This is a genomic window from Paenibacillus dendritiformis, from assembly GCF_015845845.1.
Lineage (GTDB): Bacteria > Bacillota > Bacilli > Paenibacillales > Paenibacillaceae > Paenibacillus_B > Paenibacillus_B dendritiformis_C.
The window spans coordinates 1-16,541 of the sequence record NZ_LDIG01000051.1; the positions used below are offsets into that span (position 1 = coordinate 1).

The 16,541-nt window shown below is 55.9% G+C and carries 13 protein-coding genes; 6 read left to right on the plus strand and 7 right to left on the minus strand.

Annotation, left to right across the window (positions count from 1 at the left end):
- Window positions 1-346 (plus strand): transposase (locus ABD76_RS02245; protein WP_197253583.1); only part of this gene is annotated, 346 nt, incomplete at its 5' end.
- A 12-nt stretch (window positions 347-358) separates the two neighbouring features.
- Here ABD76_RS02245 and ABD76_RS02250 read toward each other — a convergent pair.
- From ABD76_RS02250 to ABD76_RS02265, 4 genes are all read right to left on the minus strand, one after another.
- Window positions 359-1,690, minus strand: coding sequence for a CitMHS family transporter (locus ABD76_RS02250; RefSeq protein WP_197253949.1), 1,332 nt, complete (start codon window positions 1,688-1,690; stop codon window positions 359-361).
- 176 nt (window positions 1,691-1,866) lie between these two features.
- Window positions 1,867-2,589 carry a response regulator gene (locus tag ABD76_RS02255; RefSeq protein ID WP_197253950.1) on the minus strand — a complete coding sequence of 241 codons (723 nt, stop codon included), beginning with the start codon at window positions 2,587-2,589 and terminating at the stop codon, window positions 1,867-1,869.
- The gene (locus tag ABD76_RS02260) at window positions 2,586-4,208 is read right to left on the minus strand and encodes an ATP-binding protein (protein ID WP_197253951.1); all 1,623 of its coding nucleotides are present in this window, start codon (window positions 4,206-4,208) and stop codon (window positions 2,586-2,588) included. Before ABD76_RS02260 ends, ABD76_RS02255 begins: the two co-directional genes overlap by 4 nt.
- 165 nt (window positions 4,209-4,373) lie before the next feature.
- Entirely contained in the window at window positions 4,374-5,138 is a 765-nt protein-coding gene (locus ABD76_RS02265) for a TrmB family transcriptional regulator (RefSeq protein ID WP_197253953.1), read from the minus strand.
- A 168-nt stretch (window positions 5,139-5,306) separates the two neighbouring features.
- On the opposite strand from ABD76_RS02265, the gene ABD76_RS02270 reads away from it, so the two are divergent.
- The 3 genes from ABD76_RS02270 (at window position 5,307) to ABD76_RS02280 (ending at window position 9,368) form a co-directional block, all read left to right on the plus strand.
- Window positions 5,307-6,080, plus strand: coding sequence for an effector binding domain-containing protein (locus ABD76_RS02270; RefSeq protein WP_197253954.1), 774 nt, complete (start codon window positions 5,307-5,309; stop codon window positions 6,078-6,080).
- Window positions 6,081-6,417: 337 nt separating this feature from the next.
- Window positions 6,418-8,748 carry a S9 family peptidase gene (locus ABD76_RS02275; RefSeq protein ID WP_197253955.1) on the plus strand — a complete coding sequence of 777 codons (2,331 nt, stop codon included), beginning with the start codon at window positions 6,418-6,420 and terminating at the stop codon, window positions 8,746-8,748.
- 218 nt (window positions 8,749-8,966) lie between these two features.
- Window positions 8,967-9,368, plus strand: a complete 402-nt coding sequence (locus ABD76_RS02280) for a hypothetical protein (protein ID WP_197253956.1) — start codon at window positions 8,967-8,969, stop codon at window positions 9,366-9,368.
- 611 nt (window positions 9,369-9,979) lie between these two features.
- Here the strand turns inward: ABD76_RS02280 and ABD76_RS02285 are convergent.
- From ABD76_RS02285 to recQ, 3 genes are all read right to left on the minus strand, one after another.
- The gene (locus ABD76_RS02285) at window positions 9,980-11,740 is read right to left on the minus strand and encodes a B12-binding domain-containing radical SAM protein (RefSeq protein WP_197253957.1); all 1,761 of its coding nucleotides are present in this window, start codon (window positions 11,738-11,740) and stop codon (window positions 9,980-9,982) included.
- 70 nt (window positions 11,741-11,810) lie between these two features.
- A complete protein-coding gene (csaA, locus tag ABD76_RS02290; protein ID WP_275100746.1) occupies window positions 11,811-12,221 on the minus strand; it encodes a chaperone CsaA in 411 nt (136 codons plus the stop codon).
- Window positions 12,218-14,053 carry a DNA helicase RecQ gene (gene recQ / locus ABD76_RS02295; protein WP_197253958.1) on the minus strand — a complete coding sequence of 612 codons (1,836 nt, stop codon included), beginning with the start codon at window positions 14,051-14,053 and terminating at the stop codon, window positions 12,218-12,220. The genes csaA and recQ overlap by 4 nt, the downstream gene beginning before the upstream one ends.
- A 415-nt stretch (window positions 14,054-14,468) precedes the next feature.
- Between recQ and rlmD the strand changes: the two genes are divergently transcribed.
- Both rlmD and ABD76_RS02305 read left to right on the plus strand, forming a co-directional pair.
- Entirely contained in the window at window positions 14,469-15,968 is a 1,500-nt protein-coding gene (rlmD, locus tag ABD76_RS02300) for a 23S rRNA (uracil(1939)-C(5))-methyltransferase RlmD (RefSeq protein WP_242069306.1), read from the plus strand.
- Between the two features lie 277 nt (window positions 15,969-16,245).
- A partial coding sequence (locus ABD76_RS02305; protein ID WP_197253959.1) for a transposase occupies window positions 16,246-16,541 on the plus strand: 296 nt, incomplete at its 3' end.

Here is a 16,541-nt window from a genome sequence, read left to right on the forward strand (position 1 = left end):
CCGAAACAGAGCTAAACGGATTCAGCTAACGGGTTCTTACCGTCATCTGCAAAAGTTACGAACCCGCTGTGAGCATGTGTTTGCTGAAAGCAAAGTTGCGCATGGCATGGATCGTGCACGGAGCCGCGGACTCGACTGCATGCAAGAACAGGCGCTACTGACGGCGATCGTTCAAAATCTGAAAAGACTATGCCGGTTTGGGAAAAAGCGATCTCGAACTGGTATGTCGGCATGCCAAAAAACGAAATCCGTGATGACAGAGGCGTTGTCACGCCTACTCATTTCAGCGCTGGCTGAGTTGTTTTACTCGTTTTGCATGTCCATCAGACGGCTACAACTGCACTAATTCACCGGACTTTTAAATAATTCCCATAAATATAGCTGTAACGACGAGAACAATACTGATTCCCCATATCCAGAACAGCGAATAGCGGATATGGCGGCCCATCTCCAGGCCCGCTAACCCTAGCGCCAGCCACAAGGCCGGGGACAGCGGGCTCACGAACGTGCCGACGATATTGCCGATCACCATCGCGTATGCCGTGGACAGCGAAGCGACGCCGAAGCCGGAAGCAATCTGATCGACGACAGGCAGCAGGGCGAAGTAATATGCATCCGTGCTCAAGATTAAATCGAACGGCACGCCCAGCAAGCCAACGATAATATGCAGGTAAGGCGCGATGCTTCCTGGAAGTATCGTCACGGCATCATTCGCGATGGCCGTGAGCATGCCGGTTCCGTTAAGTATGCCCAAAAATAAGCCGGCCGCAAGAATGATCGATGCCATCGTGAGCGCATTGGGCGCATGGGCGCGCAGCCGTTCCATCTGATCATTCACCTTGAAGAAGTTAAGCGGCAAGGCGATGCTTACCCCAATCATGAAGGCCAGGCCCGCCGGGATAATTCCGGCCACGAGCACGCCCACGACCGCGATAGCCAGGCAAGCATTGACCCACAGCAATCCGGGACGAGCGAGACCGTTCGCCTGCCCGGTCCGGACGGAAGCGGAAGCATCCGGCGCGGCCGCGGTCGTTTCCAGCGTGGCTGCTACCTCCAACGAGCCGTACTTTCGAATGATTCTCCGCTTCTCCCTGATACCGAGAAGTACGGCCAATCCAATCATGAGCACCATCCCGATGATCTGGATCGGAATGAGCGGCTGCCATAATTCCGTGACATCCGCTTCCAGGACGGTCGCCGTTCGGCCCAGTGGGCCCGCCCACGGAATCATATTCATAATACTTGCGCTTCCCCCAATCAGCAGGAGCAGCAAATACGGATTCATTTGTAAGCGCTTGTAAACAGGTAAAAGCGCAGGAATCGTAATTAAAAAGGTTGAAGCTCCCGAGCCGTCCAAATGGGCAATCGCGGCCACGAAAACCGTTCCGACACTTACCGTAATGACGCTTCCGCGCGAAAAAGCGACCATTTTATTAATTAATGGATCAAAGAGCCCAACATCCTGCATAATGCCGAAAAAGATAATCGCAAAAATAAACATAATCGCGACATGAATAACCGAGCTGACGCCGTTGCCAAAAAAGCCGCCGATTTCCGTAAAACTATACCCCGCGATTAATGCGCCAAGGATCGGCGGTATGACCATGGCTACAATCGGGGTCACTTTGCCGCTGATAAGCAAGGCGACAATAATTAAAATCGTAATCAGACCAATCAAACTAAGGCTCAATAGGATATCCCCTTTCCGTGATGTGCTTGCCAGCGTTTCACACCTAACCTCATTCCACACCATATGAATGCGTTTACAATTCGGTGTAAAGCATAATCCTTTGTGGATTAGTATGAAATTTATCACAGTTGAGGCGGGGGATAAATATTGTGAGCATAAAAACAATATCGCTCATTTTACCGATTTTGTTCATAAGTGTCACAGAACATATATCTTCGTTCCGGCCTTCCTACCGTGCCATAGATGAGCTTCGTCTTGACCCTCTTCAAGGACACTAAATATTCTAAATAACGCCGTGCCGTCGATCGGCTGATGCCGAGCTCGAAGCTTAATTCAACGGCCGTAATTCCGCCGATCTCCTTCTGCGTGAAGACGCGGTGAATCTTGTCCAGCGTGATCGAGTCAATCCCCTTCGGGAGCGCCCCATCCGCTCTAGCGGAAGATCCCGAAGCGCGATGCAGTCCGAATACAGCGTCGATATCGGTCTGCTCCATTTCTTTGGTGGAACGCAGCAAGCTCCGGTATTCCTTATACTTTGTCAGCGTATAGGTGAAACGCTCCTCATCTACGGGCTTGACGATATAATCGAACACGCCGGCGCGAAGCGCTTCCTGAACCGACTTCGCCCCCTTCTCCGCCGTGACGATAATGATATCGGTGTCATGACTGGACTGACGAAGCTCCCACAACAGGTTCATCCCTTCCACATCCGGGATATATACATCCAATAAAATAAGATCCGGAACCGCTTCGCCGCGTTCCATATAAGCCAGCGCTTCTTTACGGCACTTGGCCATGTATCGAACGGCAAAGCCGGTTGTTTTTTCAACATATTGACGATGAATATCCGCTACTCGAAAATCATCCTCGATAATCAGCACCGACAACAAGTCCTTCACAGCGATCCCCTTTCATCCTGCGGCATAATAATCATAAAACAAGCTCCTCCGAGCTCCCCTTCCCCTGCTTCTAACAAAATCTCGCCGCCAACGCCATTCAGCATCAGCTTCGACAGCGCCAGTCCCGTTCCCCGATGGCTGCCCTGCTTCGTCGAAAACCCTTGCTCAAAAATGCGGGGGCTATCCGTCTCGGCTACCCCCGGACCGGAATCTTCAATTTCAAAAATGCAATCCTCCCCGATATCCGTAAAAAAGATGGCCACCTTGCGCTGGCCGTCTTCCTTCTGCTTGACCGCCTCCAATGCATTCTCAATAACATTGCCCAGCGCGGTTAACAGCGCATCCTGCTTCTCGTCTGCAAATGAGCCTTCCAGCCGGCTGTCCGGATGAATGACCATGGAGATGCCCAGCTCATTGGCTTGGTTGAACTTCCCTTGCAACAATGCCTGAAGCAGAGGGTCCGCTACCTTTTCCGATAAAAACGTTAACCTGGCCTGCTGCATATTGCTTTCCTTTTTAATAAAATCGATCGCTTCCTTATACCGCTGGTTCTGCACCAGCCCAAGGATGATATGCAGCTTATTGGAGTACTCATGCGTCTGCGCCCGCTGCGCATTCGCATATTGCTTAATGCGGGACAGTTCCTCCGTCACCGTTTCCAGCTCTGTTTTGGCGCGGAACGTATAGACGCTCCCCGTAACTGCATCTTCACTTACAATAGGAGTCTGATTGACGAGCACGACATCCTCGCCCAGCACCATTTCCCGGTTCACCAAGCGGCTTCTCTGCTTGCCATGCCTGTTCAAGGAAGGAACAATCTGTTGAATGGATGTGCCTGCATAATTGGTTTGTTGCTGGGCCATTTCCGTGAACAGAATCTCCCTGGCCGCTTTATTCATCGCCGTAATAGCCCCATCATTATCCACCGCGATAATGCCTTCATGCGTGGACTGCAGAATCGCTTCCTTCTGAAGATACAGATGAGAGATCTCCTCGGGCTCCATATTATGCAATAATTTTTTGATATAAGAAGCAATGAAGACAGCTCCCGCGATACCGAACAGAATAATGAGACTTAAGGTCAGCCAGAGGGCTTTGCTCTGGTCCGCCACGAGGCGGTGCACATCATTATTGAGAAAACCGACCGATACGACCCCCACGATCTTCCCTTCATCGAAAATGGGCACCTTCCCCCGAATCGACAAGCCGAGCGTTCCTTCCTTCTCAGATACGTACGACTCGCCATGAAGCAAGGCCCTGTCATTATCGCTTCCGACCATTTTGGCTCCGATAATGCTCGCATTGGGATGGGATTGCCGGATTTCCTGCGTATTCCCGACAACAATGAACTCCGCGCCCGTCTCCCGCTGTATCGGCTGCACGATCGGTTGAATCACCACGGAGGGGTTTTCCAAGCGGAAGGCTCTTTGGATTTCCGGTATATTCGCGACGCTTTGCGCCAGATTCAACGCTCGTTTTCCGGTCTGATCCTCGGCCATATTCCAGATAAACCGTTCCAGAAATACTCCGAAAATCGCACAGATTCCAATAATCAAGAGGCTGATAAGCAAAATCATCTTCAGCCGTAAATTACATTTCAGATTCAATAATCGGCCCATTCTAGTACTCCTAAAAATTGAAATCAATATTTTTGAGTTATCCTGGCGTCAAATAATTCCATTATATCATTATCCGCTTTTCTGAGCAGAAGGGAGATTGCCCGTAAGGAACGCAACATAAAAACACTCCCGCAGCGGCAGAGCCATGCAAGAGTGTTGTCCCTTCTAATAACGAAGCTGCATCAACAGAGCCTTCATTTCCTCGTCCTGCATCAGCTCGTCATAATATTTTTGCGAGATGGCCGCCAGCGCGACATCATGATAGAAAAATTCCGTGAAGAAGGTGACGAACGGCTGCGCGCCCGTCTGCATCGCCTGCCAGTTCCCGTGGTCGAGTCCGCCGAACATCAGCCGCTCGCCATCGACGACGATGATCGCGAACCGCTCCAGCCGCTGATGCTCGTCCGTCGGCGTCAGGGTATGCAGCTTCGACAGCCGGGCCTGCGGCACATGATAGCCGGTCACCATCGCCTCGACGCGGACTCCTTCCTGCTCCTTCCGTTCCAAGAGCGGCACATAGGCGGCGAAGTCGTCCTTCCACATCGAGATCAGAATCGATTGCTCCGCGCCCTCGATCAGATGCTTGCCATACGCTTGAATGCTCGTGTCCGATTTGATGGTCCACACCTGATCGTCAACGTACGCCCTGCGTTCGCTGCTTCGTCTGAGCTGGGCAATGCTGTTCTCGAATTCCTGGGCCAGCTTGTCGATGACGACCTCCAGCGGCAGCGCCGCATACAGCTTCTTCTTGCCGGAGATCGTGTCGGACACGACGCCCTTGTCGATGAGCCGGGCCAGCACCTCATAGATTTTCGCTTTGGGAACGCCCGAATATTTCACGACGGTCGTCGCGTCCAGCGGTTCGCCGCTGGAGACGAGCGCCTCGTATACTTTGCTTTCATATTGGGAAAATCCAAATTTCTGAAGCATGGCTCCTCCTTCTTCCCTTCGTTCTCATCCTATTGCCGTATCGATGCCTGTCATTTATTTTACCATGTTCTATTCTTGATTATCTTACTCTTCTTTCCGAACCTGACACAGGGTTGTCAAGTTCCATGGCGTATACTAAAGCCATCACGTGATGAGGAGTGAATGTTCATGGAACAAACCGTGCAACGCGAATGCCAAAGCTGCGGAATGCCGCTGCACAGCGAGGAACAGCTTGGAACGGACAAGGGGAACGGCAAAGTGCAGGATTACTGCATCTATTGCTACGAAGGCGGAGCCTTCAAGCAGCCGGATATGACGATGGAAGAGATGATTGAGGTGTGCGTCCCCTTCGTCGTCGAGAACGGAATGGAAGAGCAAGCTGCGCGAGCAATGCTGAAAAACTATCTTCCGACGCTAAAGCGATGGGCCGATCAAGCGGGGACGGCCGTTCCGGATCTGCAGCCGGTGAAGATCATCGAGCGGGGAGAGATGATGCTGGCCGGCATCTCGGCCCGCACCTCGAATATGCGCGAATATACGCCGGAAGCGGTCATTCCGCAGATGTGGGAGCGATTCTGGAAGGAGGGCCTGCTGGCGCGCATCCCGAATGCGGCCGAGCCGGGCGTCATTTACGGCTGTTATCATGACTACGAGAACGGGGCGTCCGGAGAGTATTCGATGCTAATCGGCACGAGCGTCATTACCGATGCGGCGCTGCCGGAAGGATTCAAGGCGGTGACGGTTCCCGCCGCGAAGTATGCGGTATTTACGACGGCACGCGGGCCCTTGGCCAAAGTCGTGACGGAAGCATGGGCGGCCATCTGGAAGTGGTCGGCAGCCTCGGGGATGACGCGCACGTTCACCGGAGATTTCGAACGTTATGATGAGCGGAGCGCCAATCCGGATGACGCGCAGGTGGACATTTATATCGCGGTGCAATAATGTCGCGGGGCACCGGGCCAGACGGCTCGGTGCCGCTTCTGTTTAGGCGGTAGGAAAAAATTTCCCTTAACTTTTCTCCTGGCCTCCCGTATTATTAAGATGAGCGGCCCAGTCTGACAACGCCTAGGTCGATGTGATGGATATAATGGAAGAAAGAAGGTACTCATTGCGGGCAATGACGCGCTGACACCGGAATACCGGCCGTCAAGCCCATTCTACATAATCGCTGCTGCGCAATACGCTCGCCTGACGTTGAAGGAGGAAAGCCGCCGGAACATGGAAGAGGAAAGCGGCATGTTCGCATGTCTTCCATAGTCATGAAGGGGGAAGGGTCAAGATGAAGAAAAGAATCGTAGCGGCTGTGCTGGCCGCAGTCATGGCATGCTCCATGCCGTTGACTGTGATGGGGGCAGAGAAAGGCTCTGCCGCGCCTTGGTATGCCCATGGCGTGAATTCGCTTGTCACGGCAGGAGTTGTCGACGCCAAGGCCGATCTGACCGCCAAGGTTACGGCCAATGATTTCATCCGCTATGCGGTAACGGCGCTCACGTACCAGCATGGCGCCGATCCGATGAAGGTCGCGCAGAAGGAGGGCTGGATCCGGGAAAGCGAGCTCGCATCCCCGGAAGACGCGATTACGCGCGGCGAGGTCGCCCGCATATTGGTCCGCGCCTTCGGGCAGGACAGCGGAGAGGGCAGCCTGACCGCCTATGCGGAGCAGGCGAAGTCGCTCGGCCTGCTGCACGGCTATCGCGACGGCAGTCTCCGCGCCGATGAGGCGATCACCTTGCGAGAAGCGGCCGCCGCGCTAGACAACGTGAAGAAGCTGCGTCTGGCCTCGATCGACGATAAGGGCGTCGCTCCGATTCCGGTCGAAGACTTCATGCGCAATCCGGGCAGTCTCGCCTACCAGATCTCTTCGGACGGCAATTATTTGACATTTATGGCGCCGTGGGAGAACCGGGCCAACGTATTCGTGAAGAACATGGGAGGCAGCGGCGAACCGGAGCGGGTCACCAGTTCCAAGGATCGGGATATCGCGGCCTTTTTCTGGAAAGGCGACACGCTCTTGTATGTCAAAGATAACGGCGGGGATGAAAACTTCCACATTTACTCGTCCAGCTTCAATGGAGCGCAGGAGAAGGACCTGACGCCGTATTCCGGGGTGCAGGCCGGCCTGGTCAGCCTGCTGTCGGGACTCAAGGACGAGATTCTCGTCACCCTGAACAAAGAGAATAAAACCGTCTTCGATGTCTACAAGCTCAACATCAAGACAGGAGCGCTCCAACTCGTCGCCAAAAATCCGGGCAACGTCCAGGGCTGGCTCGCGGATCGCAACGGCAATATCCGGATGGCCGTCGTATCGGACGGGGTCGTGGGCGAAATTATGTACCGCGATTCGGATAAGGAGGAATTCCGCTCCTTCCTGAAGCTTAATGCCGGAGACGAAGTGAACCTGCTTGGCTTTACGCAGGACAATCAATCCGTCCTCGCCGTATCCAATCAAGGACGGGATAAGGCGGCCCTCGTCCGCTTCGATCTGCAAGCGAACGAGAAGGTGCTCTTCGAGCATCCCGAAGTCGATATTGCCAATGCGCTGTATGATTCGAAGCGGGACCGGCTGCTCTATGCGGCTTATGTGACAGACAAGGCTCATCTGCACTTTTTCGATAGCGAATTCGAAGGGCTGTACCGCAAGCTGATGGCAAAGCTGAAGGTGAGCGAAAGCGAGATCGGCATCAACGATTACAACCAGGACATGAACAAGTTCATCGTCAGCGTGTCGAATGACAAGACTTACGGCCGGTATTACTATTACGATTCCACGACCGATCAACTGACGGAGCTGGCCAATCTGAGCCCGTGGCTGAAGCCGGAACTGATGGCCGATATGCATCCGATCTCTTACAAGAGCCGGGACGGCCTGACGATTCACGGATATTTGACGCTGCCGAGGAATAAAAAACCGGAGAACCTGCCGCTCATCGTCAATCCGCATGGCGGGCCATGGGCGCGGGACATGTGGGGCTTCAATCCGGAGGTGCAGCTGCTGGCGAACCGCGGCTATGCGGTGCTGCAGGTGAATTTCCGGTCGTCTACGGGCTATGGCAAGGAGTTCCTGAATGCCGGCAACAAGCAGTGGGGACGGAACATTCAAAATGACATTACCGACGGCGTGCAGTGGGCGATCAAGCAAGGCATCGCCGATCCGGATCGCATCGGCATTTACGGCGCATCCTTCGGCGGATACGCCACCTTGGCCGGCATTACCTTCACCCCGGATCTGTATGCCGCCGCCGTCGACTATGTCGGGGTCTCGAATATCTTTACGCTGCTGGAGACGCTGCCGCCGTACTGGGAGACGTTCCGCAATATGTTCTATGAACGGGTCGGCCATCCGGAAAAAGACAAGGAGCTGCTGAAGGCCGTCTCGCCGGTCTTCCATGTCGACCGCATCAAGACGCCGCTCTTCGTCGCTCAGGGCGCCAACGACCCGCGCGTCAATCAGGCGGAATCGGATCAGATCGTCGAAGCGCTGAAGAAGCGGGGCGTCGATGTCCAGTACATGCTGAAGGACAACGAAGGACACGGATTCAACAACGAGGAGAACCGGATCGAGTTCTATAACGCGATGATCAAGTTCCTCGACGAACATTTGAAGAAATAAGGACGCTGGCCGGATCTCGCTCTAACGGCACTTGGTCCGAGGAAAAAGAAGCCCGGAAGGTTCCTCTGCGATGGTGCAGAGGGCCTTCGCGGGCTTTTGTTCGTGTCCGTCCGCCTCGGCCCTCACCGGGAGATAGCGGCGATTAGCAGCGATTAGCGGTGATTAGCAGCGATTAGCGGTGATTAGCAGCGATTAGCGGTGATTAGCAGCGATTAGCGGTGATTACGGCGATTGCGGCGATTGCGGTCGCTCGCTATGAACCGCCCTATCCCCAGGCCTCAGACCGATTCGCGGCACGAAAAAATCCCTTGGACTTTCGCAACAGCCTGATTTACGGGACCCAAGAGCCGCGTCGGTTCCTGGGGACATCATCACCTTCTGGAGTCATCGTTGCCTCCTGGGGCCTGAACGTGTGGAGGGAATTGCTGCTATTTTACAGGAATTTCGGCTCAATGAGTCCACATCCCGAGGAATTGCTGCATATCTACATCATTTTAGGCCCTTTTGCTCCAAGTCGTAGCGAAACGGGTGAAATTCCTGCAGGTTTGCAGGATTCCCTTTCTGGTGAAGTCGTCCATATCGAATTGCTGTATTTGCGCAGTATTTCGCCTACCGGATAGACGTGTCTGGAGAAATCGTGCAGTTTCGCCTACCGGATAGACGTGTCTGGACAAATCGTGCAGTTTTGCGGATTTCGCTTACCGAATAGGCGTAGCTAGGGAAAGTGTGCAGGTTTCAGGCCGTTGGAAACTCCTTTTTTTACGAAAGCGCGGAGATTATCCATTTTCCTAACCAAGACTTGGAACTCAGAGCGTTTTAAATCAATTTTTTCTACTGAGAGACGAGTCCAAATGAAGTGCCGAAAAATACCTTGGACTTTCTCAATAGCCTGCGTCTTGCAGGAATGTCGGTCACAGAGTAGACGTCAAAACGGAAAACTGTATTTTCGCAGCTTTTCGGCAAGTCAAGCTATGAGAAGCAGGGGGGGCTATCTCAATGCAGGTAGAAACTACTTATAGAACAGCACCTTCATAGAATCACAATAGCGCGCTGTTTTGCTAATTCAATGTGCTGCTTCTCTTCAGCGTTCTGCTTCTTCAGCGCCGGCCACGATTCACGCTGAGGCGTAAGACCTGCTTACCCCCCCAAAAAAAAATTTATAAATTCTATAATATTTGTTCAAAAACGCCGGGGACGCAAATCCTCCGGCGCTTCCAAATTGTTGTTGTTACTAGCCACCTGCCCCGATGGAAAAGAGCAGCGGCTTCTCGTCTTCCGTCTGCTGATAGACGACGAGCAGATAGCTCGGGGCGTCCTCCATCTCCAGCCTTCCGGCCCTGTGGACGGCATCCGCCCTCCATGCAAAAGGAAGTCGCTCGACGACGGCATGCTTGTGCAGCTCCTTCTCGCTCAAGCCCAGCGCCGCGAAGGCAGAGGACACGGCCTCCGGCCGTTCGGCCGCCTGACGCATGACGCGGGACGCTTCTTCCTTCGACAAGGTCGTCTCCCACCATGTCTTGCGCGGCTTGTATTTGTGGTTGCGGAAGTAGTCCAGCTTCATCAGCCCGCGCGCCACGTCCGGCCGCCGCAGTCCGTGCGCCTCCAGAAAGGCCTGCAGGCGCACGAACAGATCCTCCAATTGATGTCCGATCTTCTGCCACCCGTTCTCTTCCCAAAAGTCGCCGAACGCCTGGAAGAAATCGAACGGGGAATCGAATTCCTCCTGCATCAGATGCTCCATCGTATAGTCCATCCGGTGGGCGTTCCAATATTTCTCGAGCACATCCTCCAGCCGCTTCAGGCGTACCACGTCGCTGAAGGGCAGCACGTCATTGCTCAGCATTTCATAGGGCGCTTGATCCATATATACATACCCGTACTTGTCCGCGTCGTTCCGCAGCCCGGTCCCCCGCAGCATCTTCAGAAAGCCGAGCTGCAGTTCCTCCGGCCGGAGCGCGAACACGTCATTGAACGTTTTGCGGAACGTCCCGTAGTCCTCGAGCGGCAGGCCGGCGATCAGATCGAGATGCTGATCGATTTTGCCGCTCTCCTTCACCTTCGTCACGGTGCGGGTCAGCTTGGCGAAGTTCTGGCGGCGCTTCACGAGCTCGTTCGTCGGATCATTGGTCGACTGGACGCCGATCTCAAAACGGAAAATGCCGGGCGGCGCGTTCTCCGCCAGGAAGTCAAGCACCTCCGGCCGCATAATGTCGGCCGTAATCTCGAACTGGAATACGCAGCCGCGATGATTCTCGATCAGGAAGCGGAACATTTCCATCGCGTAATCCCGCTTGATGTTGAACGTGCGGTCGACGAACTTGATCAGCTTCGCTCCGTTGTCGATCAGGAACAGCAGATCCGCCTTCGTCCGCTCGATATCGAAATAACGGACCCCGACCTCGATGCTCGAGAGGCAGAATTGGCAGCTGAACGGACAGCCGCGGCTGGTCTCGAAGTAGACGACCCGCTTGCCCAGATGCGGCAGATCCTCCGCGAACCGGTGCGGAGACGGGATCGTGTTCAGATCGAGTTTCGGACGGCCCGGATTGATGCGGACCTCGTCCCCTTTGCGGTACGCGAGGCCGAACACGAAGTGATACTTCTGTTCGTCGCGAATCTCGCGCAGCAGATGCAGGAAGGTCTCCTCCCCTTCTCCCATGACGATGAAGTCCACCTCGGGCAGCCGATTCATCCAGTATTCGGTGTCATAGGAGACTTCGGGCCCGCCCAGGACGATCCGCAGATCCGGCCTTACCTTCCGCAGCATGCCGATGACCCGGATCGTCTCCTCGATGTTCCAGATATAGCAGGAGAAGCCGATGACATCGGGCTCGCGGCGGAACAGATCGGAGACGATATTCATCGCCGGATCCTTGATCGTATACTCCGCCAGCTCGACATCGAATTCGTCCCCGCAGTGCGCCTTCAGGCAGCGGATGGCAAGCGAAGTATGAATATATTTCGCGTTCAATGTGGATAGTACGACTTTCATGTTGACTCCCTTCTATCGTCGCGCAAGCGCAGCCAGACCGCATCCTGTCCGGCTCGCTTCGCGCCATGGCCTAGGCAATCGGCGTTCCGTTCGGCACCGCCTCATCCGTCCGCAGCAGCACGACATCCCCTTCTTCCGGCACGCCGCCGAGCACGAGCACCTCCGAGGAGAAGCCCGCAATCTTCCGCGGCGGGAAATTGACGACCGCGGCAACCTGGCGTCCGATCAACGCTTCGGGCGTATAGCGGACCGTAATCTGCGCGCTCGAGCGCTTCAGGCCGAGCGGACCGAAATCGATCACCAGCTTAATCGCGGGCTTGCGCGCCTTATCGAATGGAGACGCCTCCACGATCGTGCCAATCCGGATATCCAGCTTCATAAAATCTTCGATGGTCGCCTGGGCAGCTTGCGGCTGCGTTGCTTCCCCCGCATTGACGCTGCCCGTACCGGCGCCATTGCTATGCTTATCAGGATCCATCATCCCCATTCCTCCTGTGCGTCAAGCCGGGCCGACTCTTCTTCCCGTTGACGGAAGAAGGCCATGAACGGCTCGCCGAATTGTTTTAGCTTCGCTTCCCCGACGCCCTTGACGAGCATCATCTCGGCCTCCGTCGTCGGCATCCGCTCCGCCATTTCCCGCAGCGTGCTGTCGTTGAACACGATATAAGGCGGCACGCCCGCCTTGTTCGCCAGCTCGCGGCGAATCAACCGCAGCTGCTCGAAGATCGTCTCGTCGACCGCGCCGGCAGCCTTCGGCTTGAGCGAGGTCGCCACCCGCTGCGTCACCTGGCGCTGCCCCTTCAGCACCTCGGCCGCGGGCGGCAGCAGACGGACGACCGGATACTGTCCTTCGCTCAATTGCAAATAGCCTTCCGCAATGAGCACATAAATCAGGTCGGCGATCGCCTTCTCGGTCAAATGCCGCATCTCTCCGTGCGTCGGCAGCTTCTCGAAGCCGTATTGGACCACCTTTTTGTTCCGCGATCCCTTCAGCACGGAAGCGACCATCGAGACGCCGAACCGTTCCCGCATCCGGAAGATGCAGGAGAAAATTTTCTGCGCCTCCGTCGTAATGTCGATCGATTCGCGCTCATCCTTGCAGTTCCCGCACATGCCGCAGGTCTCGTCCGATATTTCGCCGAAGTAGCGCAGCATGTACGTCTGCAGGCAGCCGGTCGTGTAGCAGTAATCGATCATCGCCTGCAGCTTTTTATATTCATGCATCTTCCGCTCCGGCGCGGCTTCGCTCTGTTCAATAAAAAATTTCTGCGTCAAAATATCCTGCGGATGGAACAGCAGCACGCATTCGCTCGGCTCGCCGTCCCGCCCCGCGCGCCCGGCCTCCTGCACATACGCCTCCATATGCTTCGGCATATTGTAGTGCAGCACATAGCGCACGTTCGATTTGTCGATGCCCATGCCGAAGGCGTTCGTCGCCACGATGACGCGCAGGTCGTCATACAGGAACGCCTCCTGCATATGCGCGCGCTCCTCGTCCGACATGCCCGCATGGTACCGGCCGGCGGCAAGGCCCGCCTTCCGCAGCATCTCGCACAGATCCTCGACTTCCTTCCGCGTCGAGGCGTAGATGATGCCCGGCTGATGCGTCCGCTCCCGCACATATTGCAGCGTGAACGACCGGCGCTCCTCTCCGCGCAGCACGGCGAACGCCAGGTTGTCCCGCTTGAAGCCGGTGACGACCCGCTCCGGCTCTCCAAGCTCAAGCAGCCGGATTAAGTCCTCCGTCACCTCCGGCGTCGCGGTGGCCGTAAAGGCAGCCATGAGCGGGCGCGGGCGTCCCGCTTCCTCCAGCTCCTTCAGGAAAGGCGCGATCGCGCGATAGCTCGGGCGGAAATCATGCCCCCACTGCGACACGCAGTGGGCCTCGTCCACCGCAATGAACGCGATCGGCAGCGACTTCGCCCGCTCCCGGAACCATTCGCTCTCCAGCCGCTCCGGCGCGACATAGAGCAGCTTCAGCCGCCCTTCCTCCGCCCGGCGCACTATCCGTCCCGCCTCCCCCATCTCCTGGGTGCTGTTGATGAACGCGGCCTCCACGCCCAAGCTGTGCAGCGCATCGACCTGATCCTTCATCAGCGAGATGAGCGGCGAGACGACCAGCGTCACGCCCGGCAGCATCAGCGCCGGAATCTGGTAACAGATCGATTTCCCGCCGCCGGTCGGCATAATGCCCACCGTATTTTTTCCTTCCAATATATATTCAATTATTCGCTTCTGTCCCTCGCGGAAGTCTTCGTAGCCGAACACCCGCTTCAATGTGCTCCGCGCTTGGTCCAGGTCCATTGCTATCATATCCTCGAACTCCTTCTCGCTCTCCCTGCTATTGTTCTAGTATAACCCAACGGGAAGCCGGTTGGGAGGGCCAAGCCGGATTCTCTCGGAACAAGGCCGGATTCGCACATGGATTTCCCGCCTTGTCGGGTAGCGGCTGTGGCATCAGGCATGCTACTTCGTCTCCTTCGTCTTCTCTCGCAGTCGTCTCCTCCCTCATCCTTGGTGCGCAGTCGTCTTCTCCTTATCCTTGAAACGCCGTCGCCTTCCTCTTATCCTTGCCCCTTTTCTTCTCCTTCGTCCTCGCTTCTTCTGTTGATCTTGCAAACATCACTACTCTTTGCTGTTTAACCTCCGTTGCCGGCGGTTGGCGCTGCCCCGTTCTTTTTGCTATAGTGAGAGCAGTTGAATCTGAAGGCAGGAGCGAAGACCAGACATGAACGAACGAAGAACCGGTACGGACCGGAGTCATAGAGGAAGCAATCCTAAGGAGCGAACAGTTTGGAAAAAGGGTCCGCGTCCCGGCGCGCCTAAAGCGGGACCGCGGGTGACCGATGCCTCGGCTGAGCAGGTGAAGGTTGGCGACCGTATCGTCGTCACGATCAAGCGGATCGGCATTAACGGAGAAGGCGTCGGCTATTACAGGAAAAAAGCCGTCTTTCTCGACGGCGCTCTTCCGGGGGAGGTCGTGCGGGCGAAGGTCACCGCGGTGCACGACAAGCATATCGTCGCCGCCGTGACGGCGTACGAGAAGGAATCGCCGGACCGGCGCCAGCCGCCTTGTCCGGTCTACGAGCGCTGCGGTGGCTGCCAGCTGCAGCATCTCGCTTACGAGGGCCAGCTCCGGGCAAAGGAGGAACTGGTGCGGGAGGCGTTCCGCCGTTATGCCGGCATCGAAGGGGATGCGCTGCCGCTCAAGCCGATGCTGGGCATGGACGATCCGTGGCACTACCGGAACAAAGCCCAGCTGCAGATCGGCGCCGGACGGGATGGCCGCATCGTGGCCGGCCTGTACGAGGCCCAGTCCCACCAGCTCGTCGATATTACGGGCTGCACGATCCAGCATGACCGCATCAATCAGACGGTCGAAGAGGTGAAGGCGATTCTGGAGCGGCTGCACATTGCACCGTATGACGCCAAGCGCCGCACCGGCGTCGTCCGCACGATCATCGTGCGGACCGGCTTCCAGTCCGACGACCTGCAATTGACGCTCGTCACCGGCACGGAGACGCTGCCGAAGAGCGACCAGCTCGTCAGCGAGCTGCTCCGGAAGATCCCCGACCTGACCACCATCGCGCACAATATCAACACGCGCAAGACGTCGCTCGTGTTCGGCGACAAGACGCGTATCCTCTGGGGCAAGCCGACAATGGAAGACTCGCTCGGCGACGTGAAATTCTCGCTGTCGCCGCGCACCTTCTTCCAGCTCAACCCGCAGCAGACGCTGAAGCTGTACGAGGCGGTGCGCGTGGCCGCGGCCTTGAGCGGGCGGGAACGGGTCGTCGACGCCTACTGCGGGACGGGCACGATCGCCCTCTGGCTGGCTCCTTATGCGGCCGAGGTGCGCGGCATCGAGCTCATCCCGGAGGCCGTCGAGAACGCCCGCCAGAATGCCGAGCGCAGCGGCCGCACGAACGCCGCCTTCTATGCCGGAGAAGCCGAAGCGCTGCTTCCCCGCTGGGTGAAGGACGGCTACCGCCCCGACGTCATCGTCGTCGACCCGCCGCGCACCGGCTGCGACGAGCGTCTGCTGCGGGCCATCCTCGCCGCCAAGCCGAAGCGGCTCGTCTACGTCTCCTGCAATCCGTCCACCTTGGCGAAGGATTGCAAAGCGCTGCTGGCTGGCGGCTACGAGCTGGCCTCCGTCCAGCCGGTGGACATGTTCCCGCAGACGGCGCATGTGGAGTGTATAGTATCAATACATTTTACCGGATAATGGGAACTTTCAAACCATGGGCGTAGTTGAAAACAAGCTGTGTGCAATAAATATTTGCATACGGCTTTTTCCTTCAACAAGAATCTACAATAAAATTACAAGTGCCTGTCGAAAAAAGGAGTTTTCAATTACTTAGTAGAATAATACTAATGAACTATAAAGCATTTCTAGAAGTCTGGTGAAAAAGTCCGCTTAAACAGGTCTTTCCCACGGTTTTGTCGAATTTGTACTGTAACAAATAATCGAGAGTAACAAATAATCGAGAGAGTGATTGAACATGAAAGCCTATAAGTCATCGGCTGTCCAGCCTCAGATGTTTCAATTCGTGGATATGGATGAACTCGTGCCGAAAAAGCACATCCTGCGTCAAATCAACGAGGCGCTTGATTTATCCATCGTCCATGATTGGGTAGCGCCGCTATATACGGAACGCACCGGTCGCCCGGCGGCTGACCCGGAGCGAATGGTTCGACTGATGCTGCTTTCGTATTTGTTCAACCACTCCGAACGGGAATTGTATCAACTGCTGCCCATGCATGCGGGCTATTTGTGGTTTTGCGGACTGGATTTCGA